The sequence below is a fragment of the Trujillonella humicola genome (assembly GCF_046233715.1).
GTDB lineage: Bacteria > Actinomycetota > Actinomycetes > Mycobacteriales > Geodermatophilaceae > Trujillonella > Trujillonella humicola.
Genome location: NZ_JBJNRJ010000001.1, coordinates 148,554 through 172,188, shown reverse-complemented (window position 1 = coordinate 172,188; position 23,635 = coordinate 148,554). Strand labels below are relative to the sequence as shown.

Below are 23,635 nucleotides of genomic sequence, written 5' to 3'. Positions count from 1 at the left end.
CCAGCGGAACGGAGACCCCAATGAGCACCCGCTCCGACCAGCGGCACCCCGCCGACGGCCACGACCTGATCCGCGTGCTGGGGGCGCGGGTCAACAACCTCAAGGACGTCAGCGTCGAGATCCCCAAGCGCCGGCTGACGGTGTTCACCGGCGTCTCGGGCTCGGGCAAGAGCTCGCTGGTGTTCGACACGATCGCCGCGGAGTCGCAGCGGATGATCAACGAGACCTACAGCGCCTTCGTGCAGGGCTTCATGCCGACGTTGGCCCGGCCGGAGGTCGACCGGCTCGAGGGCCTGACGACGGCCATCCTCGTCGACCAGGAGCGGATGGGGGCCAACCCGCGGTCCACGGTCGGCACCGCCACCGACGCCAACGCGATGCTCCGGATCCTGTTCAGCCGGCTCGGCACGCCGCAGATCGGCCCGCCGACGGCGTTCTCGTTCAACGTGCCGACGCGGAAGGCCAGCGGCGTCATGAGCACCGAGAAGGCCGGCGGGCGCGTCCAGAAGGACGTCGTCCGCGACGTGACCTACCTGGGCGGGATGTGCCCGCGGTGCGAGGGCATGGGATCGGTCTCCGACTTCGACCTGACCGCGCTGTACGACGCGTCGAAGTCGCTGGCCGAGGGCGCGCTGATGGTGCCCGGCTACAGCATGGAGGGCTGGTACGGCCGCATCTTCAGCGGCTTCGGCTTCGACATGGACAAGCCGGTCGGGCAGTTCACGAAGAAGGAGCTCGACGACCTCCTCTACAAGGAGCCCACCAAGATCAAGGTCGAGGGGATCAACCTCACCTACGAGGGCGTGATCCCGAAGATCCAGAAGTCGATGCTGTCCAAGGACGTCGACGCGATGCAGCCGCACATCCGCGCCTTCGTGGAGCGGGTGATCACCTTCCAGCGGTGCCCGGAGTGCGAGGGCACGCGGCTGACCCCGGAGGCGCGGTCGTCGCGGATCGAGGGGAAGAACATCGCCGACCTCTGCGCGATGCAGATCAGCGACCTCGCCGAGTGGGTCCGGGCGCTGGAGGCGCCGAGCGTGAAGCCGCTGCTCGACGGGCTGCAGCACCTGCTGGACTCGTTTGCCGGGATCGGGCTCGGCTACCTGTCGCTCGACCGGCCCGCCGGCACGCTGTCCGGCGGCGAGGCGCAGCGCACGAAGATGATCCGGCACCTCGGCTCGTCGCTCACCGACGTGACCTACGTCTTCGACGAGCCGACGATCGGGCTGCACCCGCACGACATCCAGCGGATGAACGACCTGCTCCTGCAGTTGCGGGACAAGGGCAACACGGTGCTCGTCGTCGAGCACAAGCCGGAGACCATCGCGATCGCCGACCACGTCGTCGACCTCGGCCCGCGGGCCGGCTCCGCGGGCGGCGAGGTGGTGTTCGAGGGGACCGTCGAGGGGCTCGGGACCAGCGGCACGCTCACCGGGCGGCACCTGCACGACCGCGCGTCGCTCAAGCCGGCGGTGCGGACGCCGTCCGGGGCGCTGGAGGTCCGGGGGGCGAGCACGCACAACCTGCGCGACGTCGACGTGGACATCCCGCTGGGGGTGCTGACGGTGGTCACCGGCGTCGCCGGGTCGGGCAAGAGCTCGCTGATCCACGGCTCGGTCGCGCCCCGGGAGGGCGTGGTGGTGGTCGACCAGGGCGCCATCAAGGGGTCGCGGCGCAGCAACCCGGCGACCTACACCGGGCTGCTCGAGCCGATCCGCAAGGCCTTCGCCAAGGCCAACGGCGTGAAACCGGCGCTGTTCAGCTCCAACTCCGAGGGGGCCTGCCCCACCTGCAACGGCGCCGGGGTCATCTACACCGAGCTCGGCGTGATGGCGACCGTCGAGTCGCCGTGCGAGGACTGCGAGGGCAAGCGGTTCCAGGCGGCGGTCCTGGAGTACCGGTTCGGCGGCAAGGACATCGCCGAGGTGCTGGCCCTGCCCGTGACCGAGGCCGAGGCGTTCTTCGGCGCGGGCGAGGCCCGCACCCCGGCCGCGCACACGATCCTGCGCCGGCTGGCCGACGTCGGCCTCGGCTACCTCACCCTCGGCCAGCCGCTCACCACGCTGTCCGGCGGCGAGCGGCAGCGGCTCAAGCTCGCGGCACAGATGGCGGAGAAGGGTGACGTCTACGTCCTCGACGAGCCCACGACCGGACTCCACCTGGCCGACGTGGAGAACCTGCTCGCGCTGCTCGACCGGCTGGTCGACGCCGGCAAGTCGGTCGTCGTCATCGAGCACCACCAGGCCGTCATGGCGCACGCGGACTGGATCGTCGACCTGGGTCCGGGCGCCGGCCACGACGGCGGCCGGGTCGTCTTCGAGGGGACACCGGCCGACCTGGTCGCCGCCCGTTCCACGCTGACCGGCGAGCACCTGGCGGCCTACGTCGGCCGCTGAGGCGGCCGGTGAGGCGGCCGGTCAGATGTGCCGGCGGCGCTGCAGGTGGACGAAGGCGACCCACCCGACCGGCGCGGGCAGCCAGAACGTGGCGGTGCGGAAGGCCAGCACGGCGGCCAGAGCCGTCGCCACCGGCACGCCGACCGCGGTCAGGCCGCCGACCAGCGCCGCCTCGACCGCCCCGAGACCCCCCGGGGTGGGCGCCACCGAGCCCACCGTGGAGGCGACCAGGTACACCCCGGCCAGGGTGGGCAGCGAGACCGACCCGGCGAAGGCCCGCAGCGAGGCGTCGAGCGCCAGCACGTACCCGGCGTTGAGCACCAGGATGCCGAGCAGCGCGGTGCCCAGCCGCCGCGGATCGGTGGCCGCGGTCAGCAGCTGGGGCAGCGAGTGCCGGACGAAGGGCTCGAGCCGGCTGTGCAGCAGGCGCCGGACGGGCGGCACCGCGAGCAGCGCGGCCACCGCCAGGAGGGCACCGACGAGCACGAGCAGCACCTGGCCGCTGGGCAGCAGCGACAGCCGCGCCGTCGTCACGCCGCTGACCCAGCCGGCGACCAGCAGCAGCGCGATCGTGACGACGACGGTGGCCACCTGGCTGACCGCGACGGTCGCCGCTGCGGCGGGGACCGGCATCCCGGACCGCTGCAGGAAGCGGACGTTCAGCCCGACGTGTCCCACGGTCGGCGGCGTCACGAGCGTCAGCCACGACGCGGCCACCTGCACCAGCGTCGTGCGGGCGAGGGAGATCGCCGACGGGGTGAAGGCCACCAGCACCAGGGCCGCGCCGAGGTAGGTGACCGCCGAGCCGACCAGCGCCACGCCGAACCACCAGGGATCGGCGTCGCGCAGCTCGTCGAGGAGGCTGACCCGCGACAGCTGCGTGGCCAGCAGGAAGGCGGCCACGACCGTGGCCGCCACGGTGAGGATCGTGCGGATCGCGAAGCGCTCCAGCCGCGGCGCGGCACCCGGCGGGCCGCCCGGGACCGCGAGCTCCGCCCGCAGCGGGCCCAGGACGTCGGCGCGGCGCACCGGGCGGCGCAGCGGCGGGGCGAGCGCCAGGGGCCGGACGAGCGCGCCGAGCCGGGCCTGCATGGCCGGGTCCCCGCTGTACTCCGACCGCAGCGCCGCCACCGATCCGGCGGCGCCGGCGACCAGGGCCCCCACGGCGAGCAGGGCCACGACGTCGAGGTCGCGCTGCAGCTCACCGGCAGCGGGCTGCGCCGCGCCGAGGTCGGTGAACCCTGCCTCCCCCTCGGCGGTCAGGACCACCGTGTCGGGCCCGATCGCCCCGTGCGCCAGGCCGTTGTCGTGCAGGCGACGCAGGGCCCGGAACGCCGCCTCCAGTCCCTCCGGAGCACCCGCCGGGCCCTCGGCCCCGGTCAGGGGGAGCCCCGTCAGCGGTCGCTCGACGAGCATCAGCGCCGGGCCCACCGAGAGCACCGCCAGGACCGCCGGCGCCGCGACACCGGCGGCGGCGGCCAGTGAGGCGCTCAGCGCCTGCCGCTCGATCAGGCCGCGCTGGGTGAGCGCCGGCCGGCCGACGACCGCGGCGCGGAAGCGCACCATCCGGCCGAGCCGGCGGACGACGGAGGGCCCGCGGCCGTCCGGGTCGACGACGGTCACGCAGACCTCGCCCTCGGCGTCGGTCCCCACGTAGCGGGCACGGCCGGTCGACTGCTCGGCCAGCCGCAGACCGTCGAGCGGAACGCCGGCGCGGGCCAGCGCCGACCGCACGGCGTCCTCCGCGGGGCGGGCGGGGGCGACCCCCACGGCCAGCCGAGCACCGCAGCCGACCACCGCGGCCAGCAGCAGGGCGCCGATCGCTCCCGGCACGGTCACCGACCCGAGGGCCACCGAGGTGGCGGCCGCAGCCAGCACCGCGTACCGGGCCGGCGCGAGCCAGCGTCGGCGGCGCTGCAGGTCGGCGCCGACGAGGAGGGCGGTCGCCGCGGTGACCGGCACGAGCGCCGCGTCGTCGCGCGGACCGGTCAGCGCGTGCGCCACGACGCCCCCGGCCGCGTCCCCGAGGCTCTCGGCGAGGGCGGCGAGCACGAGCCCGGCGAGGCAGGCCAGCACCGCGGTGAGCAGTGCGGGGCGGCGAGACCGCCCGGCGTCCACGAGGACGGCGACGATGACGCCGAGGGTGCCCAGCGAGATCGCCACGGAGGCGATGGACAGCAGCACCCGGACCGGGCCGGCCGTCGCCGCGGGGACGGCGTCGGCCACGTCCGTGGCGACGTCGGGCGCCAGCAGCGCTCCGAAGACCAGGAAGCCGAGGCCGGCGAGGGCCCCGCCGAGCCGGACGAGATCGGAGGGACGGCGGACCCGCGGCCCCAGCCAGACCGACCAGGGCACCCGCGTACCGGCGCCGTCCACCCGGCCATACTCACAGGTCAGCCCGCGCGCCACGCACAGGCCGGGGCTCCGGAGGGTCGCGACCGAGAGCCCTCGCACCCTCGGCCGTGCGGGCCCGGCGCTCCCGCACGCCGGCGTCCGTCCCGGGCGGTCGGGCGCTCGCCTCCCGCACCACCGGGCGCGGCGGGTCGCCGTGGCCCCTGACGGGTGGGAGCCGGCTCGACCTTCACTCAAGCCGAGACGACATCGGCCGATATCTGCCGGGAAGGTCGGCGGTGAGCGCGGCCCGCAGGGACAGGACAGGAGGCACCGTGGACGGGACGAAGGCGCTGGCGGGGACCTCCACGGTCACCACTCGGCTCCTGCTGCGTGTCGTGGCCGAGCGCGGCGGCGAGCACGCGGTCGAGCGCGTGCTCGACCGCGCGGATCTGGCCGGCCGGCGAACGCAGCTGACGGGCGTCCGGGGGCGGGTGTCCTATCCGGAGAAGCTGCGCCTGTTCGCGGCGGCCGCCGAGGAGCTCGGTGACCCGCGTATCGGGCTCGCGCTCGGCGCCGCCGCGATCTCGGACCCTGCGGTGACGGCGCTGCGGACCGTGCTGACCGCCTTCGGATCCCCCGCCGGTGTCCTGCGGCAGGTCTCCCGGATCTCGCCCCGGTTCGACACCTCCGCGGTGTTCCGCTGCGAGGCCGCTGCGGAGCGCACGGCGCAACTGACGTGGCGGGTGCTCCCCCCGCACGCTCCCAGCCGGGTGGACTGCGACTACAACGTCGGGTTGCTGCGCGAGGTCCCCGTGCTGTTCGGCCTGCCCCCTGCGGTCGTCGACCACCGGGCCTGCCAGGTCGACGGAGAGGCGCAGTGCGAGTACACGGTCACGTGGGAGGAGCGGACTGCGCGCCCCCGCTGGCGGCGGCGGACCGGGCACCGCTCCGCACCGGGGAGCACCGTCGCAGCGCCGGCCGCCGATGCCGAGGAGCGGCTGCGCAACCTGCAGGCAGCCGCGACCGATCTCCTCAGCGGGGACTCCCTCGAGGACACCCTCGACCGCGTCGCCTCGCGGGCGGACCAGGCGGTGCACGCGCCGGGGTACGTGCTCGACGTGCGCCTGCCGCACGGTCGACGGCACGTGCGCTCGCGAGGCCTGGGCTCGTCGGTGCTGGCCGCGCTCGGGGACGGCCGGCTGGAGGTCGGCTGCCGGGAGGTCGGCGGCACGTCCGTGCTCGCCGTGCCGGTGACCTCCGCGACGCGGCACTACGGCGTCCTCGCCGTGGTCGCCTGGCCCGGGCAGCACACCTTCCCCGGGGACGTCGAGCTGCTCACCGCCTACGCCCGCCATGCAGCGGCCGCCATCGAACTGGCCGCGTCACTGGCAGAGGCCCGGGAGCAGGAGGAGACAGCGCGCCTGCTGCTCGCGGTCGCCCGCTCGATGGCCGGGCGCCGGGAGCCGCGGGAGATCGCCCAGATCGTCGCCGATGCCGTTCCGGCGCTCTGCGGTGCCGACCGGTCCGCGGTTGCCCTGTGGGAACCGGAGGCCCAGTCCGTCTGGATCGCCGGGATGAGCGGCTGGCCGCAGGACCTGGCCCCGAAACTGGCGGACTACACCACCAGCACCGCCGACAGCCCTGAGCTGCGGGAGATGGCCGCCGTCGGAGCGCCGATGCTCGTCGACCGGTCGAGCTCCCCGTGGGCCGCCGAGGTGCTCGGCGCCTTCGAGGTGACCGCGATGGCCGGGGTACCGGTGAAGGTCGACGATCGGCTGGTGGGCATCGTCCTGGCCCACTGGGCGCACAGCACGGCACCGGCCGCGCTCGGCGAGGGCGTCACCGAGCGGCTCTGGGGACTCTCCGGTCTGGCCGGCGTGGCGCTGGACAACACGCACTTGATGGACGAGATCCGCCACCGGGCCGCACACGACCCCCTCACCGGCCTGCCGAACCGTGCGGTCCTCGAGACCCGGGCCGGCGCCGCCCTGAGGGCGCCCAGGTCGCGAACCGGACGCGTCGCCGTCCTCTTCTGCGACATCAGCCGGCTCAGGCGCATCAACGACAGCCTCGGGCACGGAGCGGGCGACCAGGTGCTCCAGGTGGTCGCCCGCCGGCTGCGGTCGGCGGTCCGCAGCCAGGACTCCGTGGCGCGCTTCCGCGGGGACGAGTTCGCCGTCCTGCTGCCCGACACGTCCGAGGTCGGTGCAGGAGAGGTCGCCGACCGGATCCGCCGGTTCCTGCTGGCACCGGTGCCGGTCGGGGACCAGGAGGTGTTCGTCCAGCTCTCGATCGGGACCGCCGTGGACGAGGCGACGGCGGCAGGCATGGACGACGGCGTGGCGCAGCAGTCGACGCGGGACCTGGTCGAGCGGGCACGGGAGGACATGAAGCGGAGCAGGATCCAGCTCCTGGCACTGCCGGACCAGGACGACCGGGCGCGAGCGCCTGCGGCTCGAGACGGATCTGCACGGCGCCGTCGGGCGCGGCGAGATCGGGGTGCACCTGCAACCGCAGGTCGACCTGGCGAGCGGCCGGGTCGTCGCCGTCGAGGCGCTCGCGCGGTGGGACCACCCCGTCCTCGGCGCCGTGCCGCCGGACGTCTTCATCCCCCTGGCCGAGGCGAGCGGCCTCATCCGGGAGGTGGGGGTGCACGTCCTTGCCGAGGCGTGCCGCACCGTGGCGGCCTGGCAGGTGGACGGGCTGCACCTGGAGGTCGCCGTCAACGTCTCCGCCGTCCAGCTCACCGATCCCGGCTTCACCGCCACCGTCGAGCGGATCCTCCGGGAGACGGACCTGCCGTGCTCCCGGCTGATCCTGGAGGTGACCGAGAGCCAGGTCCTCTCCGCCGTGGCCACCCGGCACGGACACCTGGAGGAACTCGACGGCCTCGGCGTCGGCATCTCGGTCGACGACTTCGGGACCGGCTACTCGTCGCTGGCCCAGCTGAACCGGTTGCCGGTCAGCGAGATGAAGGTCGACAGGTCGTTCACCGCACGCCTCGCCGATGACGCGCGATCGCCGATGGTCGCCGGCATCGTGGGGCTCGGGCACGGGCTGGGGCTGCGGATCGTGGCCGAGGGCGTGGAGACGGAGGGCCAGCTGCGCGCCCTGCGGGCCATGGGCTGCGAGCGCGGCCAGGGGTACCTGTTCGGCCGTCCGGCCCTCCCGGCCGCCGTCCGGGAGTCGATCCTCGAAGCGGCCCGGCGGGCTCCGGCGGCCGGGCCGTCGTGACCCGGGGCCGGTCCGATGACCGGACCGCCGGACGGACGCCGCACCTCGATGGGCGCACGGATGGCGGGCCCTCGGCGGGTGGGCCCCGTGGGGATCGAACCCACAACCCGCGGATTAAAAGTCCGCTGCTCTGCCAGTTGAGCTAGAGGCCCGGTGGGTGCGGTGGCCGCGGCCCGGCCCGAGGCTACCGCCGGTCAGGCCGGCGAGGTCGAGAGCCGCCGGGCGCCGCGCCCCTCGAGCCAGGCGCCGAGCTCGGCCGCCGGGATGGGCCGCTGGTGCAGATAGCCCTGGACGGCGGTGATGCCCGCGCGCTGCACGAACTCCTGCTGCGCCGGGCACTCGACGCCCTCGGCGACGGTCTGCAGCCCGAGCCGGTCGGCCATCTGCGCGATCGCCTCGAGCACCGCCTGGTCGGCGACCTCCGTGGCCGCACCCGCGACGAAGGACTTGTCGATCTTCACGATGTCCACCGGCAGCGTGCGCAGCGTGGTCAGCGCCGAGTAGCCGGTGCCGAAGTCGTCGACGGCGATGCCGACCCCGACCGCGGCGAGCACGTCGAGGGTCCGCCGGACGGCCGGGGCGTCGAGGACGGTCGACTCGGTGATCTCCACGACCAGCTGCTTGGGGGCCAGCACGTGGCCGGCCAGGCAGTCCCGGACCACGGTCACGAAGCGGGGATGCGCCAGCTGCGACGGCGACACGTTCACGTGCACGGCGACCGGCCGCCCGCCGTCCTGCCAGCCGGCGGCGTCAGCGCAGGCCCGGCGCATCACCTGCTCGCCGATCGCCGCGACGATCCCGGTCCGCTCGGCCACCGCCAGGAACTGGTCCGGCGCCAGCAGCCCCCGGACCGGGTGGTCCCAGCGCACGAGCGCCTCGACCGCCACGCAGCGACCGCCGGAGGTCGCGACGATCGGCTGGTAGTGGACGACGAACTGCTCGTCGAGCACGGCCTGCCGCAGCTCGGCCTCCAGCCCCGCCGTGCCGTGCACGTCCAGGAGCTCCTCGGTGAAGCCGTGCACCCGGTTCTTGCCGGCTGCCTTGGCCGCGTACATCGCGATGTCGGCGCGCTGCACCGCGGCCGTGGCGGTGAGCCCCGGATCCAGCCGGGCCAGCCCGACGCTGGCGCCCACCTGCGCGAAGCGGCCGTCCAGCCGGACCGGCGCGGAGAGCAGCTCGACCAGTCGCTGCGCCACCCGCCGGGCCTCGCCCTCACCGGCGTCGCGCAGCAGGACGGCGAACTCGTCGCCGCCGAGCCGGGCGCACAGATCCACCTCGCGGAGGGCCCGCAGCATGCGGGCCGACACGTGCCGCAGCAGCTCGTCTCCGGCGGCGTGGCCGAGCCCGTCGTTGACGACCTTGAAGTCGTCGAGGTCGAGGAACAGCAACCAGGCCCGGTCGCTGCCGGAGCGGACGGCGTCGTCGAGGGCGGCGGTGAACGCCGTCCGGTTGGCCAGGCCGGTGAGGGCGTCGGTCAGCGCCTGCGTCTCCAGGTCCCGGTGGGCCTGGCTGCTGCGCATCGCCAGCGCCACCTTGTTGTGCAGCGACTGCATGGCGGTGACGGCCTCGGCCGATACGCCGTCGGGCGCACCCAGCAGCATCCAGGCGCCCGGGAAGTGCGCCGTGTGGCCGGGGAAGGCCGGCAGCGGCATCCGCAGCCAGACCCGGGCGAAGCCGGCGGCCTCCGCCAGTGCCGCCGGTTCCCCGATCTCCTCCACCTCGCCGCAGGCGTCCCCGGCCGGCGCGAGCTCCCGCGGCAGGGTCGCCGGCCGGCGGTGGAACTCGCCGGCCGTCTCCACCACCCGCAGGAGGCCGCGCTCCTCGTCCACGGCCACGGCCAGCGCCCGCAGCCCCGGGGTCACCTGGCAGACGTCCTCGACCGCCCGCCAGCCGGTGTCGCGGATGGCACCGGGGTCGGTGAGCCCGAGCAGGCTGGTGCCCAGCGCGCGGAGCACCCCGTCCCGGCTCCGGGTCTGCTCCCGCTCGAGCATCTGCTGGGCGAGGTGGCGCGCCGCCACGGCGGTGAGGCCGATGAGCGGCAGCGCGCCGATGACGATGTCGAGGTGGGCCTCCGGCCCCAGCCCGGCGCTGCGGGCCAGCGCAGCGGCCGCCAGGCCCGCGCCCAGCGCGACGCCGTACGCGACGACGTGACGGGTCCGGCCGTACATGGCCCGCGACCACACGGCCGGCAGCGCGATCCCGTAGGCGGCGGCCGGCAGCGAGCAGGCGAGCGCGAAACCGGTCACCGCGGCCACGTCGACGACGTCCAGCACGGTCCCGGCCGAGCGCAGCAGGTAGCGCCGCGTCCACACGGCGGCCAGGACGAGACCGGCGGCGGCGAGCACGGCGGTCCGGGCCGGCCCGGCGCCGGCGACGGCGCCCGGGGCGGTCAGCACCAGCGCGGCCAGCCCGACGTGGAACAGCACCCACCGGGTGTGCTCGACCGGGTCCGCCGGCCGGCTCAGCAGGCCCCGGGCACGCCGCCACGGTGACGACGCGACGGTGCTGCGGCTCATCGGCGTCCTCGAGGTCGGGGGGCTGGGTGCCCGGTCCCGCCATCGGCACCGGGCCGCCGACCCTGGAGCCGGGTGGACCCGATCGGGTGAGACCGGGGCCGCTGCTCAGAGGACGTCGAGGAGCAGCAGCACCAGCAGCGTCAGCACCGCGGAGACCAGCAGCGAGCCCAGGCAGCCGAGACGGGAGGAGAAGAGGAAGAACATCGCCGCCCGGTGCCCATCCCCGCGGTGACCTGAACGCCACCCCGGTCGATGGTGACGCAGCGCGCACCCGACCGGGCGGCGTCACCCGGTCAGGGGATCGCGGCGACCCCGCCGGTTACCTAGCGTCATCTCCGTTCCGCCGCCGGACTGCGCCGCGCGCGCCCGGCCGGCGGACGCCAGGCCCCGGCCCGGCCGCCCCGTTCCCCCCGGGGCGGCCGGGCCGGTCCGGCGTTCAGGACGGCACGCACACCCGCTCGGTCAGCTCCCGCAGCTGACCCCGCTGCACCTCGTCCAGCGGCAGGTCGAGCACGACCTCCGGCCCGCCGTCGACCGCCACGGCCAGCGGCATCAGGTACGGCTGCTTGGTCTCGGCCAGCGCGTGGGCATCGCAGCGCGCCGTGGTGATCATCAGCCCGGCCGACACCTCGCGCTCGCCCGCGCCCAGTTCCAGCGGCAGCTCGGCCTCCGCGGTGTACAGCACGTTGCCCTCCACCCGCGTCACGGTCACGCCGGCCTCGGCGCCCCCGGTCCGGGTGACGGCGAGACGGCCGGTCAGGGTGTCACCGGCCGGCGCCAGGCCCACCACCGAGACGGCGACGATCTCCTGCACCGCCTCCGCCGCGCACAGCCGGGCGTGGACGCCGGCCAGCACCTCCGCGACCAGCGGCACCCGCAGCTCCTCCACCGCCCCGCCGGGCCGGACGAGGGTCAGCCGCGCGGCGGCCGGCTCCGCCGCGCTGCCGCACACCGGCGCCCCGTAGGGAGTGGGCAGGTCGATCCGCCGTCCCGGCACGAACGAGGCCGTCACCGCGACGGGAGCCAGCGGCGTGAAGCCCGGCGAGTCCAGCGCCACCGAGGTCACCGCGAACGGCTCGGTCCCCGTGTCGGTGACCTTGACCTGGACCTGCCCGCCGGCGGCACGATCAGTCCGGTTCTCCACCACCTCGGCCGCGATGCCGGCCACCGGCGGCACCGGCGGGCCCGAGCGCAGCGCCGGTGAGGACGACGCCGGTGAGGACGGCGCAGGCGCGGGCGGCGACGACGAGGAGCCGCCGGAGCCGCACGCCGCCCCGCCGAGGACCGCCACCAGCGCCACGACCGGTGCGAGCGCCCGGGCCGCCGTCCGCCTCACGCCCGGCAGCGTAGGAGCGCGGGGCTACCGGTTGTGGCTGGGCAGCCGCGCCATGACGTGGCCGGCCTGCATCCGCACCTCGAGCCTCTCCTGCGGATTGGCCGCCGGTCCGCGCCGCGGCTCGCCGTTGTCGAGGTCGAACGCGGAGTCGTGCCACGGGCACACCAGGCAGGCGTGCCCGCGCACCTCCTCCACGCGCCCCTCGTACAGCGGTCCGGCCAGGTGCGAGCAGGCCCCCACGAAGACGTCGACCCGCCCACCCCGGCGGACGGCGGCGAGCGGGACCGCCACACCGCTGCCCGTCCCGGTGCGCAGTGCCGGCCGGCCTTCGGGCAGGTCGTCGAGCGGGCCGAGGTCGATCCAGTCCGAGGACAGCGCCCGTGCCGCCGTCGCCGCGTGCGACGCGCCCGAGGACTGGGCGTAGGACATGTGGCCGCCGATCGCGGCCGAGCTCCCGGCCAATCCGAGCCCGGCGTAGGCCAGGACGCGCCCCAGCGTGCCGCGGCCCGTGGCGCGGGCCGCCAGCGAGCCGACGTAGAACCCCAGCGCGACGGTGTTCAGGGCCGCGTGCACCACGCCGAGCCGCCGGACGCCGATGCCCTGCTCGGACCAGTCGGCGGCTCCGGAGGCGGCGGCGGGCAGCGACGCCGCCACGCCGGTGCCGATCAGCACCGTCGCGGCCGGCCGCATCCGCGGGATGGCGTCGAGGATCCCGGCCGAGACCCAGCTGCCGACCGGGACCTGGACCAGCACCGGGTGCAGCGGGTGCCCCAGCCAGGTGCCGTGCAGGAAGTCCTTGAGCGCGCCGGGCCTGAGCGCCGACTGCACGGCCTTGCGGGCCGGCTCCGTCGCCTTGTCGAAGGCATCGGCGTCGGCCAGGCGATCGAGGAAACCCATCAGTCCCATGGTCGCCCCCTACCCCCGGCGGCCCCCCGGCACGCCGCCCGGCCACGGAGCGATGACAGCGGCCACCAGCAGCCCGACGGCGACCGCCCCGGCCGCGTTCAGCAGCGCGTCCACCGGTGAGACCACCCGGCCCAGCGGCAGTGCCCACTGCAGGAGTTCCACCGTCGTCCCGGCCGCCACCGCGGCGGTCGCCAGCGGCACCGGCCGGCGCAGGACCGGCCAGCGCAGCACCGCGAGGACCGCCGCCGGCGCGAGCAGCAGCAGGTTGCCCACCAGCTGCAGCAGCACGGGCGGCGAGTGCAGGCCGGTGAGGTACCACCGGACCTCCGTGACCGGGTCGCCCCAGGCCCAGCCGGCTCCCGCCGGGCTGAGGGTGACCAGGACGACCGGGAGGACCGCCAGCGCCAGAAGCACCCCCGGCACCCGGAGTGCTCCCGTTCCGTCGGTGCGCCGTGGTGTCATGCAGCCACGGTCCCCGGCCGGCCTGTGCGGCGGCTGGACGCGACCTGGGGGCCGCCTCCACCCCTCCCCCGGGTGAAGGCACTGCTCACAGCAGGAATACCGCTGGCGTCCGGGCAGCTCCCAGGAGGAAGCTGCAGAACGGTCTGCGTGTCCACCCAGGAGCTGACGATGTCGTGCGCCACCCTCTCCCGCCCGCGGGGCGTGTGGGTGGAGGCGGCGCTGGGGAGGGTCCGGGGGGACGACGCCATCGCGCAGTTCGCCCGGTTCGTGCTGGTCGGCGGGTCGACCAGCGCGCTGTACGCACTGATCTTCGTCACCTTGCACGGCCTCGGCGAGCAGCCGGCGAACTGGATCGGCTCGGTGGTCACCTCGGTGCTGGCCAACGACATGCACCGCCGGCTGACGTTCCGGGCCGGCGAGCGGGTCGGCTTCCTGACCGCCCAGGTCGAGGGCGGGGCCCTGTCGATCGCGGGCCTGGTCTCCACCAGCGTCGCCCTGGCCTGGCTGACCGCCGCGACCGGCACCGACGACCCGGTGGTGCAGTTCGGCCTGGTCGCCCTGGTCACGGTGACGATCGGCACCCTGCGCTTCGTCGCGCTGCGCTGGCTGTTCCGGCCCCGGGCCGAGCAGCTGGACTGAGGACCGCGGCCGGTCGCGGCCCGCTCTCCCGGCGGGACCGCGGCAGATGGCCTGTCGGCGGGCCCCCGGAGGCGGCGCTCAATAGCCTGGTGGGATGAGCGAGCCGACCGACGCGCCGCCGGCCGAGGTGCCCCCTCCCGCGGACGGCGTCCCGGCGCGCGACCGGCCCCGCCGGAACCGGCTGCGCACCGCCGGCCGGTGGGGGCTGTGCGCACTGGTCGCCCTCACCGGCGCGCTGGTCGGACTGCTGCTGTTCGGCAGGGTGGACGCGCCGCTCGGGCCGTTCGACGCACGGTTCAGCGTGAGCCCCACCGGCGGCGGCGTCGCCCTCGACATCCCGCCCCTGGGCGCCCTGGACGTCGACGCCTACGACGGACCGCTGGGCCTGGACGTGCAGCTGCAGCGGGCCGACGAGGCGCGCATCCGCGCCCTGGTCCAGGACCCCCGGCGGATGGACAGCCTCGTCGACCGGGTCACCGCCGACCTCCGCGACGCGGTCACGAGCCTGGTGGTGCGCTCGTCCCTGGCCGCGGTCGGCGGCGCCGTGCTGCTCACGGCGGTGGTCTACCGCCGTCGCTGGCGGGAGCCGCTGGTGGCGGCCGGGACCGTCGTCGTCGTCCTGGCCGGGGCCGGGGGCATCGGGGCGGCAACCTGGCGGCCCGACGCGCTGGCCCAGCCGACCTACACCGGTCTGCTCGCCAACGCCCCGGGCCTGATCGGGGACGCGCAGGACATCGTGACCCGCTTCGACGCCTACCGCGCCTCGCTGACCGACCTCGTCGGCAACGTCAGCACGCTGTACGCCGCCCTCTCCGCGCTGCCGGCGCCCGGCGGGGGCACCGGCACCGTCGTGCTGCTGCACGTCTCCGACATCCACCTCAACCCCGCCGGCTTCGACCTGATGAACCAGGTGGCCACCCAGTTCCGGGTCGACGCCGTCCTCGACACCGGGGACATCACCGACTGGGGCAGCCAGCCGGAGAACCAGGCCATCGCCTCGATCGGCCGGCTGGACGTCCCGTACGTGTTCATCCGGGGCAACCACGACTCGGCGGTGACCGCCGCCCTCGTGGCGGCCCAGCCGAACGCCACGGTGCTGGACGACAGCGCGACGACCGTCGCGGGCCTCACGATCGTCGGCACCCGCGACCCGCGCTTCACCCCCGACCCGGCCAACGACGTCGGCGAGGAGTCGCTCCAGGCCAGCGGCGAGCAGCTGGCCGAGATCGCCCAGGAGCTGCCCACACCGCCGGCGATCGCGATGGTGCACGACCCGCAGCAGGCGGCTCCGCTGGACGGCGTGGTCCCCCTGGTGCTCGCCGGGCACACGCACAACCGCCGCACCACGACGCTGGACGGCGGCACGCTGCTGCTCGTGCAGGGGTCCACCGGCGGCGCCGGCCTGCGCGCGCTGCAGGGGGAGTACCCCGAGCCGCTGACCTGCACCGTCCTGTACCTCGACGCCGAGACCGGTCAGCTGACCGGTTACGACGACATCACCCTCGGCGGGCTGGGCGAGACCGAGGTGACCATCGAGCGCACGCTCGTGGCGCTGGACGAGGACGCCGCCGGGGACGGGGATAGCGGCGGGGATAGCGACGCGCCCGGCGACGAGGGCACGAGCGAGGACACCGACTGACACGCCGAAGTGGCCACTTCGGCGGACGTGGCCACCCGGGACAGTCCGCCGAAGTGGCCACTTCGGCGGATCCGGCAGGCGGCCGCCCTACGCTCCCGGCATGACCACGATCCGCACCGCCCGACTCGCCGGCGCGCTGCTCGCCGCCGGGGCGGTCCTGCTCAGCGCGGCCGGCTGCTCGTTCACCTCGCAGACGTTCTCCTGCGACACGAACTCCTGCACCGTGACGCTCGACGGCGACGGTGCGGAGGTCGACCTCCCGATCGGCCCCTCGATCCGGCTCGGCGGCGTCCAGGACGGCCGGGCGTCGATCAGCGTCGGCGGCTCCAGCGTCTCCTGCGCCGAGGGCGAGAGCGTCTCCGCCGCCGGCCTGACGCTGGAGTGCACGTCCGTCTCCGGCGACGAGGTGAGGCTGACCGCGTCGCTGAGCTGATCCCGGCCGGCGTCGCACGGCCCGGCGTCGCCCGGCCCGGCTCAGGACGGGTCGGCTCAGGACGGGTCGGCGACCTCTACCACGACCCGGGTCGGGCCCTCGAGCAGGTAGACGCGGAACGGCGACTCCCCCGTCGTCCCGACGAAGGACTCCGTCGTCCCCTCGAACGTCGCACCGAGGACCACCTCGGTGACCGCCGCGCCCGGCCCGGCGACCGGGCCACCGGGCTCGAACTGGTCGACGCCGGTGTCGAAGGGGTAGCCGACACCGGTCAGCGTCACCATCAGCACGGCCTCGCCGGCCACCTCGACGGGCGCCCCGCTGCCCTGGGACGTCGGGTCCTCGACGTAGCCGACGTCCCACCCGGGCGCCCCCTCCCCGGCCACCTCGAACACGACCCGGTCGAAGCCCTCGTGCCCACCGGTGCGGATGTCGGTCACGGTGACCTGGGCGCCGGCCGAGGCCTCCTGCCGGTCGGGCTGCACGTCGGACGGGAACGGCGGGGAGTCGCCCGACCCGTCCCCGCCGTTCCCGGCGGAGCCCTCGCCGGACCCTCCCCCGTCCCCCCCGTCCGGCGATGCCGTGCCGCTCGCCGCGGTGTCGCCCGCCGCACCCGTCGAGCCGGCGGGCCTGCCGTCGTCGTCCGCGCCGCAGCCCGCGAGCAGCAGGGCAGCGGCCAGCAGGGCCTGGACCGGGGTCGTGCATCGGCGCGTCCTCACCCGGCGAGGGTCGCAGGGGAGCCGCACCGACCGGGGCACCCGTGGCCCCGCGCCGCGTCGTGTCGCCCCCGGACACCCGGGGACGGCCCCCCGTCCAGACACCGGCGGCGGGCCATGTACAGTTCTCCACGCCCCCGGCGAACACCGAGCCCCCATCGTCTAGCGGTCCAGGACGCCGCCCTTTCAAGGCGGTAGCACGGGTTCGAACCCCGTTGGGGGCACGCAGCACGACGCACCACCGCAGGACGCACCAGAAGGACACAGCAAGGCCCTGTAGCGCAGTTGGTTAGCGCGCCGCCCTGTCACGGCGGAGGTCGCGGGTTCGAGTCCCGTCAGGGTCGCTTTCGGCGGCACCGATCGCCGGATCGGGGCAGGTAGCTCAGTCGGTACGAGCGCTCGCCTGAAAAGCGAGAGGTCGGCGGTTCGACCCCGCCCCTGCCCACACCTCCTCCTCGCGGCGGCTGCGACCCGCTCGCGGCGGCTGCGGCTGGCCGCGGTCCGTCCCCGGGCACCTACCGGCCGCCGAGCAGTCCCGGGCCGCGTTCCCTGCCCGGTCCTCACCCGCGGGCAGCCGGTGCCGTCCGCGGCCCTGGCGAGCCGGTGGCCGCCCTCCTTGCCGGTGACGGGCAAGGAGGGGGCCGGCAAGTCGCCGATCGTTGCCGTACCGCTGCCCGCCCCGGAGTCGCATGCTCGGGATGCGCCCTCCGGACCGGGGGGCGCGCCAGTCGTTGCGCGGGAGGAGGGGACGTGATCGGCGCAGCTCCGCCCGGGCCGTCGTCCCCCGGCCGCCGGCGACCGCCCGGCAGCTGAGCGCCGCGCGACGCCCCGCCCCCGGCGGTCCCGCCCCTGCGCCTCCCGCGAGTCGCGCGCGGGATGTCCGCATCCCGCCGGCGCCCCGTCTCCCTCGTCCCCCAGGAGGACTCCATGACCACGGCCACCACCCGCTCCACCACCACCGGCACCGCACGCTGGGCCGCGTTCCGGTCCGCGCTGGAGAGCCAGCGCAACGACTGCGTCCGCCAGCGAGAGGCCGCACTCGCGGAGACCGTCGCCTCGTTGCCCGACCCGGTGGCCGTCCAGCGCAGTGCCACCCTGCGCAGGACGATCGAGGAGATCGACGCCGCGCTGGCCCGCATCGACGCCGGCTCGTACGGTAGCTGCGAGCGGTGCGGCACGGCCATCCCCGAGGAGCGGCTGGAGCTCCGGCCGTTCGCTGCCACCTGCGTGGCCTGCCAGGCGCGCTGACGGCGGCACCCCGGGCGGGCCACCGGCAGACTGGCGGCGGCGGCACGGGAGGGGACATGACCGACGGCGGGGCGCAGCACTCCCCCGAGGACTGGCTGACCGCGGTCGGCACGTCGGCGGCCGCTGCCTGCCGGGTGCCGGCGGAGCTGCTCGGCGGGTACCTGCCGATGCTGGCCGAGGCGGCCATCACCGGACGCCGGCCGCTGCCGCAGGACCTGGCGGCCGTCCGGGAGCTGGGCCGGCAGGCCGCCACGCAGGGCGTGGCCGCGGGCGCCGCCGTCGACCTGTACCTGTCCGCCGCGTGGCGGCTGTGGCGGCAGCTGCCGGCGGTCGCGCGCTCCGCCGACCCGGAGAAGGTGCGCCGGGCGGCGGAAGCGGTGCTGCGGGTGCTGGACGACGCCGTCGGCGTGCTGGTCGACGGCCACCAGGCCGAGCGCCGGGCGCTCATCCGCCACGAGGAGGCGCTGCGCCGCGAGTTCGTCGACGACCTCCTGCGCGGGGACGCCGACGTCTCGCGCATGGTCCAGCGGGCCGAGCCGTTCGGCATCGACCTCGGCGCCCCGCACCACGTCGCGCTCGCCGAGCCCGGCGACGGCCAGGCGGCCGTCGACCGCGCGGCCATCGCCCTGGAGCGACGGGTGGTCGACCGGTTCGGCGACCGCGACGTGCTGGTCGCCACCAAGGACGGCCGGGTGGTGGTCGTCGTCCCGGGCACGGCCGCCGGCGGGCAGCCGTCCGGTTCCGGCCTGGCCCTCGGGCGTGCGCTGCGCGAGGACCTGGGCCGAGCCCGCCCCTGGCGCGTCGCGGCCGGCCGCGCGTTCCCCGGCGCCTACGGCGTGGCCCGCTCCTACGAGGAGGCGCGCGAGGCGCTGGCGCTGGCCGACCGGCTCGGCCTGGATCCCGACGTGGTGGACCCGCGCGACCTGCTCGTGCACCGGGTCCTCGGCCGCGACCAGGCGGCGATCGTCGACCTGGTCCGCGAGGTCCTCGGTCCGTTGGACCGCGCCCGCGGCGGCGCCGCGCCGCTGCTGGAGACCCTGCTGGCCTACTTCGCGGCCGGGGACGTCGCCACCGAGGCCGCCCGGCGGCTGGGCGTCTCGGTCCGGACGGTGACCTACCGCCTGGCCCGGGTGGCCGAGCTGACCGGTCACGGCGTGGCCGACCCCGACCAGCGGTTCGCCCTCCACGCGGCGGCACGGGGAGCGCGCCTGCTGGAGTGGCCGGCGCGGGCGCTACCGGTCGACCCCTGACCGCGGGCGGAGGAGATCCGTGGGCGTGACGCCGCCCGTTCTCCTCCGGGTCAGCCCGGGACCCGGTCCCCGACCACCTGGGCGTAGACCTGCGCGTGCACGTCCTGCACCGCGGTCCGCTGCTGCTCCCGCCAGGCGCGGTCGGCCGGGCGCGGGGCGGGGCGGGTGAGTGCCGCGGCGACGGCGCCGTTGAGCGACACCGGGTCCAGTCCGCGCTCCTCGTCGTTGCCGTAGGTCACCACGTCCGACCACTGGTCGGCGAACCAGCCGCAGCTCGGCGCGACGACCCGGGTGCCCACGTCGCGGCAGATCTCCAGCTCCGCGGAGTGGGTTCCGCAGCTCTCCGGGAGGACGGCGACGTGCAGCTCCTGCAGCTGGGCCGGCCAGCGGTCCTCGTCCAGCACGACGAGCTCCAGGGCCGCGCTGTCGGCCAGGTCACCGAGGTCCGGCAGCCGGTGGCCGGGCTCGAGGAACACCCGCAGCCGCCCGCCGCCGTTGAGTGCCCCGTGCAGGGCGGCGCGGACCACACCGGCGGGGTCGGGCACGCGGGCCCCCGCACGCAGGGCCAGCCCGACGAGCCCCCGCTCGCCGCCGACCACGGGGTCGGGCACGGCGAGCGAGGGATGGGCGACGACGATCGCCGTCCGCCCGTACCGCTCGGCGATCTCGTCGGCCGCACCCGGCGTCAGCGTGAAGACCACCTCCGCGGTGGCCAGCAGGGCACGCAGGTGCGCCTCGTGCCGCGCGGGCAGCGGCTGGGCCGGGTCGTGCAGCTGGTGCACGGTCGCCACCAGGGGCACGCCGGTGCGGCGGATCGCCTCGGTGAAGCTGTCCACCTCGTCCTCGGGCAGGTGCCCGAAGCCGGTGTGCACGTGCACGACGTCCACCTCGGCGGCGTGCGCCGTCAGGTACGCGGGGTCCAGCCAGCGGCTCGGCCGGTGGTCGGGACCGACGCGGACGACGCCGTCGGGCAGCACGGCGTCGACATAGGGGTCGCGGTGCGGGATCGAGGCCACCCGGATCGCGGGCGACGCTGCCCGCGACGGCTGTTCGGGGTCCACTCGGACGGCACTCCTCCTGACGCCGAGCACGCGACGGCAGGGCGGTGCTCTCGATGGGACGTAGGTCCCTGTCCGGCTACCCAGCATCCACTCCGGCAACCCCGCGTGGTCACCTGGGTGGACTGCGTCACCCGAAGGAGGGGCTCAGGAGACCCGCTCCCGCTGCGCCCGGGCGTAGGCCGGCGCGCGGAACCGTGCCATCGGGCCGTCGGCGACCAGCTGCGGGGGAGGGTGGCGGACGGCGTCGAAGCGCAGGTCGGGGTCCGTCTCCTCGACCGGCTCGCCGATCGTCAACGTGGCGAAGCGCCGCCACGCGCCGAGCCCGCGGGCGACCGCGACGGCGTACTCCACCGGCCGGTCGCGCAGGGTGGCGAGCAGCGGCCGCGGGTCGGAGGGCACCGGGCGCGCGCCGCCCGCCGTCCAGGCCGCGAAGCGCAGGGTCCCGGCCGGCGAGCGGTAGCCCATGATGGACGAGAAGGGCCGCCCGGCGTCGGTCCGGAACGTCGGCAGCAGCCGCGTCAGCGGTCCGCGTCCGGTGGACGACAGCAGCAGGTCCACCGGCCCGGCGGCGCCGGGCGCGCGGACCGCCAGCCCGAGCAGGTCCGGCCACGGCTCGGGCAGCCCCACCCCCCGGCTGAGCCGGACGGTCACGCGGTCCCGCGCCGGCCGGTCCAGCCACTCGACGCCGGTGCCGAGGCCGCCGGCCCGGTCGAGGACGCCGGTCACCACCGTGCCGCGGGGGTGCATCGGCTTGCCGCGGCGCCAGTGGGCCACGGCGCCCAGCGGCGCGGCGACGGCCCGGCCGGCCAGCTCGGGGACGGTGGTCACAGCAGCCTCCTGTCGTGGGACGGCGCTCCCCTACCCCGCCGGGGGGCGCGAATCCCGCCCTGCGCGACCCCGCCAGGACCCCGCCGGGCCGACCTGGCGGCGTCTGGCAGGACCTGCACAATGCCAGCCGGATGTCCGTGGCTATTCGCCACCGCGGCGCCGGTGACACGGAACGGTCACCCCCTTACGTTCGGTACATGTTCACCACGCTCCTGGTCATCGGTGGGATCCTCGTCGGGCTGCTCCTGCTGCTCGTGCTCATCGTCGCCCTGAGCGCTCGCCCGGCTCCGCGCACGGGGACGGCGCCCGCCGCAGCGTGGGCCGCGCAGACCGGCCGCCCGCACCCCGACGCCTGGTCCCCGCTGACGGAGACGGGCACCTCGGAGATCACCGCCATCCGCTGATCCCCCTGGACCCGGCGTCCCGGCGGCTGCGGCGCAGCGCCGCCGGGACGCTCCGGACGGCCGGGCCGCACCGACTTGTCCCCGGCCCCCGGTCGGGCACATGATCGTCCCGACGGGGCACGCCCGGGCCCGCCGGGCCGCGCACCCGCGGACGGGCAGGACGATCGATGGCCCGACGGCGCCGCCACCCCCGCCTCCGGGCGGCCGCACTGCTGCTGGTCGCCATCCCGCTGGCCGGCGCCCTGGTCGCCGCCTCGCTGGCCCCCTGGGTGGTCGGCACCGGCCTGGCCGCGCAGTCCTCGGCGGACCTGCTGGCCCCGCTGCCGGTGGAGCTCACCGACCGGACCTTCCCCGGCCCCAGCGTCGTCCTCGCCGCCGACGGCTCGGTGATCACCTACTTCTACGACCGCAACCGGCAGCCGGTGCCCGGGGACCGGATCGCCGACGTCATGCGCCAGGCGCTGGTCGCCATCGAGGACCGCCGCTTCTACGAGCACCAGGGCCTGGACGTGGAGGGGACCCTGCGGGCGCTGGCCCGCAACGTCCTCGCCGGGTCGGTGCGCGAGGGCGGCTCCACCATCACCCAGCAGCTGGTCAAGCAGACGCTGGTGCAGACCGCGACCGAGGCCGAGGAGCGGCGCGCCGCCACGGAGGAGAGCGTCGGCCGCAAGCTGCGGGAGGCGCGGCTGGCGCTGAGCCTCGAGGAGGCGTACTCCAAGGAGGAGATCCTCACCCGCTACCTCAACACCGTGTACTTCGGTGAGGGCGCGTACGGGGTGCAGGCCGCCGCCCGCCGGTACTTCTCGGTGGACGCAGCCGATCTCACCCTCCCCCAGGCCGCCATGCTGGCCGGCCTCGTGCGCACCCCGACGGCCGACAACCCGCTCGCCGACCCCGCCCGCGCCGTCGTCCGCCGCGACCAGGTGCTGGCCCGGATGCTGGACGTCGGCTCCATCGGCCAGGCGCAGTTCGACGAGCTCGCCGGGCGCCCGGTCGAGGTGGCGCCCTCCCCACCGCCGCCCAACGGCTGCGTCGCCGCGGCGATCGGCGGCTTCTTCTGCGACTACGTGCAGCAGCACCTGACCCAGAGCCTCGGTATCCCGCAGGAGAGGCTGGACGCCGGCGGGATGGTGGTGCAGACGACGCTGCGGCCGGACCTGCAGCGGTCCGGCGACGCCGCCGTGCTGACCGAGCTGCCCCTGGGCGACCCGCTGGCCATCATGTTCACGGCCGTCGAGCCCGGCACCGGGCACGTCCTGGCGATGAGCGTCAACCGCGTCTTCGGCTACGACGTCGCCGACCCCGCGCAGGAGTCGGTCAACCTCAACGTGGTGGCCAGCCAGGGCTCGGGGTCGACGTACAAGACCTTCGTCGCGGTCGCGGCGCTGGAGGCCGGCTTCCCGCCGTACCACGTCATCACCACGCCGAGCCCGTACGTGTCGTCGGTCTACCGCAACGGCACCGAGCCGTACACGGTGGCCAACGTCGGCAACTACCCGTCGACGCTGGACATGGCCGAGGCACTGGTCCGCAGCTCCAACACCTACTTCGTGGCGCTGGAGGACCAGCTGGGCAGCGTCGAGGGGCCGGTCCGCGCCGCCCAGCGGATGGGCCTGTTCTCCCTGGATCCCATCGCCGACCAGGTGGTGGCCGAGAACCGCGGGTCGTTCACCCTCGGGCCCGAGGCCACCAGCCCGCTGGCGCTGGCGAGCGCGTACTCGACGCTGGCCGCCGAGGGCACCCGCTGCGCACCGGTACCGGTCACCGCGATCTCCGACGCCGCCGGCGGCCCGTTCGCGCTCGAGCTGGGCGGCCCGCCGGTCGTCCCCGCGGCGGACTGCACCCCGGAGGCCATCCCCCCGGCGGTGGCCACCACGCTCAACCAGGTCCTCGTCGGCGACACCGAGGCGCCGTACGGAACCGGGCTGCAGGCGCGGATCCCGGGTCACCAGGTGGCGGGCAAGACCGGCACCAGCCAGAACCGCTTCTCCGTCGCCTTCGTGGGCTACACGCCCCGGTACGCCGCGAGCGTCATGGCGCTCAACCCCAAGCGCAACCAGGACGTCGGCTCCTTCGGCGGCGGCCGCGGCGCCCGCGTGTGGCGCGACGCGATGCTGCCGGTCCTGTCGGCCGAACCGGCCGTCCCCTTCCCGCCGGCCGGCCTGCCCCTCGAGCCTCCGCCACCGCAACGGCCGGGGTCGGGTCCCCAGGACGGGCCGCCCGGGCCCTGACG

17 protein-coding genes, 4 tRNA genes and 1 pseudogene are annotated in these 23,635 nt (G+C 75.8%); 13 read left to right on the top strand and 9 right to left on the bottom strand.

Annotated features, from left to right (window positions below):
• Positions 1-20: 20 nt before the first annotated feature.
• On the top strand, positions 21-2,396 hold the full coding sequence (locus tag ACK586_RS00850) for an ATP-binding cassette domain-containing protein (RefSeq protein ID WP_409328562.1): 2,376 nt from the start codon (positions 21-23) through the stop codon (positions 2,394-2,396).
• 21 nt (positions 2,397-2,417) lie between these two features.
• Here ACK586_RS00850 and ACK586_RS00845 read toward each other — a convergent pair whose 3' ends face one another.
• Positions 2,418-4,772, bottom strand: coding sequence for a lysylphosphatidylglycerol synthase domain-containing protein (locus ACK586_RS00845; RefSeq protein WP_409328561.1), 2,355 nt, complete (start codon positions 4,770-4,772; stop codon positions 2,418-2,420).
• A gap of 1,403 nt (positions 4,773-6,175) precedes the next feature.
• Between ACK586_RS00845 and ACK586_RS00840 the strand changes: the two are divergent.
• Positions 6,176-7,033 (top strand): annotated as a pseudogene (locus tag ACK586_RS00840) (sensor domain-containing diguanylate cyclase); the annotation flags it as partial.
• 145 nt (positions 7,034-7,178) lie between these two features.
• Positions 7,179-7,964 carry a putative bifunctional diguanylate cyclase/phosphodiesterase gene (locus ACK586_RS00835; RefSeq protein ID WP_409328653.1) on the top strand — a complete coding sequence of 262 codons (786 nt, stop codon included), beginning with the start codon at positions 7,179-7,181 and terminating at the stop codon, positions 7,962-7,964.
• Positions 7,965-8,043: 79 nt separating this feature from the next.
• On the opposite strand, the gene ACK586_RS00830 is transcribed toward ACK586_RS00835, so the two are convergent.
• The 5 genes from ACK586_RS00830 to ACK586_RS00810 form a co-directional block, all read right to left on the bottom strand.
• Positions 8,044-8,116 (bottom strand) — tRNA-Lys (locus ACK586_RS00830).
• Between the two features lie 42 nt (positions 8,117-8,158).
• Positions 8,159-10,480 carry a putative bifunctional diguanylate cyclase/phosphodiesterase gene (locus ACK586_RS00825; RefSeq protein ID WP_409328560.1) on the bottom strand — a complete coding sequence of 774 codons (2,322 nt, stop codon included), beginning with the start codon at positions 10,478-10,480 and terminating at the stop codon, positions 8,159-8,161.
• Positions 10,481-10,916: 436 nt separating this feature from the next.
• Positions 10,917-11,816 carry a hypothetical protein gene (locus tag ACK586_RS00820; RefSeq protein WP_409328559.1) on the bottom strand — a complete coding sequence of 300 codons (900 nt, stop codon included), beginning with the start codon at positions 11,814-11,816 and terminating at the stop codon, positions 10,917-10,919.
• A 24-nt stretch (positions 11,817-11,840) separates the two neighbouring features.
• Positions 11,841-12,713 (bottom strand): Rieske (2Fe-2S) protein, encoded by an 873-nt coding sequence (locus tag ACK586_RS00815; protein WP_409328558.1) that lies wholly within the window; start codon positions 12,711-12,713, stop codon positions 11,841-11,843.
• A gap of 18 nt (positions 12,714-12,731) precedes the next feature.
• A complete protein-coding gene (locus ACK586_RS00810; protein WP_409328557.1) occupies positions 12,732-13,184 on the bottom strand; it encodes a VanZ family protein in 453 nt (150 codons plus the stop codon).
• 147 nt (positions 13,185-13,331) lie between these two features.
• On the opposite strand from ACK586_RS00810, the gene ACK586_RS00805 reads away from it, so the two are divergent.
• The 3 genes from ACK586_RS00805 (at position 13,332) to ACK586_RS00795 (ending at position 15,895) form a co-directional block, all read left to right on the top strand.
• On the top strand, positions 13,332-13,823 hold the full coding sequence (locus ACK586_RS00805) for a GtrA family protein (protein ID WP_409328556.1): 492 nt from the start codon (positions 13,332-13,334) through the stop codon (positions 13,821-13,823).
• 94 nt (positions 13,824-13,917) lie between these two features.
• Positions 13,918-15,462, top strand: coding sequence for a metallophosphoesterase (locus ACK586_RS00800; RefSeq protein ID WP_409328555.1), 1,545 nt, complete (start codon positions 13,918-13,920; stop codon positions 15,460-15,462).
• Between the two features lie 100 nt (positions 15,463-15,562).
• On the top strand, positions 15,563-15,895 hold the full coding sequence (locus ACK586_RS00795; RefSeq protein WP_409328554.1) for a hypothetical protein: 333 nt from the start codon (positions 15,563-15,565) through the stop codon (positions 15,893-15,895).
• 56 nt (positions 15,896-15,951) lie between these two features.
• Here ACK586_RS00795 and ACK586_RS00790 read toward each other — a convergent pair whose 3' ends face one another.
• Positions 15,952-16,614 (bottom strand): AMIN-like domain-containing (lipo)protein, encoded by a 663-nt coding sequence (locus tag ACK586_RS00790; RefSeq protein WP_409328553.1) that lies wholly within the window; start codon positions 16,612-16,614, stop codon positions 15,952-15,954.
• 148 nt (positions 16,615-16,762) lie between these two features.
• Here ACK586_RS00790 and ACK586_RS00785 point away from each other — a divergent pair.
• The 5 genes from ACK586_RS00785 (at position 16,763) to ACK586_RS00765 (ending at position 19,109) form a co-directional block, all read left to right on the top strand.
• Positions 16,763-16,835, top strand: a tRNA-Glu gene (locus tag ACK586_RS00785).
• A 46-nt stretch (positions 16,836-16,881) separates the two neighbouring features.
• Positions 16,882-16,955, top strand: a tRNA-Asp gene (locus ACK586_RS00780).
• A gap of 27 nt (positions 16,956-16,982) precedes the next feature.
• Positions 16,983-17,056 (top strand) — tRNA-Phe (locus ACK586_RS00775).
• Positions 17,057-17,538: 482 nt separating this feature from the next.
• Entirely contained in the window at positions 17,539-17,859 is a 321-nt protein-coding gene (locus ACK586_RS00770) for a TraR/DksA family transcriptional regulator (protein ID WP_409328552.1), read from the top strand.
• Positions 17,860-17,915: 56 nt separating this feature from the next.
• Positions 17,916-19,109, top strand: coding sequence for a PucR family transcriptional regulator (locus ACK586_RS00765; RefSeq protein WP_409328551.1), 1,194 nt, complete (start codon positions 17,916-17,918; stop codon positions 19,107-19,109).
• Between the two features lie 50 nt (positions 19,110-19,159).
• On the opposite strand, the gene ACK586_RS00760 is transcribed toward ACK586_RS00765, so the two are convergent.
• Both ACK586_RS00760 and ACK586_RS00755 read right to left on the bottom strand, forming a co-directional pair.
• Positions 19,160-20,170: a glycosyltransferase family 4 protein gene (locus ACK586_RS00760; RefSeq protein ID WP_409328550.1), complete on the bottom strand. Its 1,011-nt coding sequence runs from the start codon at positions 20,168-20,170 to the stop codon at positions 19,160-19,162.
• Between the two features lie 144 nt (positions 20,171-20,314).
• Positions 20,315-20,998, bottom strand: a complete 684-nt coding sequence (locus ACK586_RS00755) for a phosphodiesterase (RefSeq protein ID WP_409328549.1) — start codon at positions 20,996-20,998, stop codon at positions 20,315-20,317.
• A gap of 197 nt (positions 20,999-21,195) precedes the next feature.
• Between ACK586_RS00755 and ACK586_RS00750 the strand changes: the two genes are divergently transcribed.
• Both ACK586_RS00750 and ACK586_RS00745 read left to right on the top strand, forming a co-directional pair.
• Positions 21,196-21,402: a hypothetical protein gene (locus ACK586_RS00750; RefSeq protein WP_409328548.1), complete on the top strand. Its 207-nt coding sequence runs from the start codon at positions 21,196-21,198 to the stop codon at positions 21,400-21,402.
• 167 nt (positions 21,403-21,569) lie between these two features.
• A complete protein-coding gene (locus ACK586_RS00745; RefSeq protein ID WP_409328547.1) occupies positions 21,570-23,633 on the top strand; it encodes a transglycosylase domain-containing protein in 2,064 nt (687 codons plus the stop codon).
• Positions 23,634-23,635: the final 2 nt, after the last annotated feature.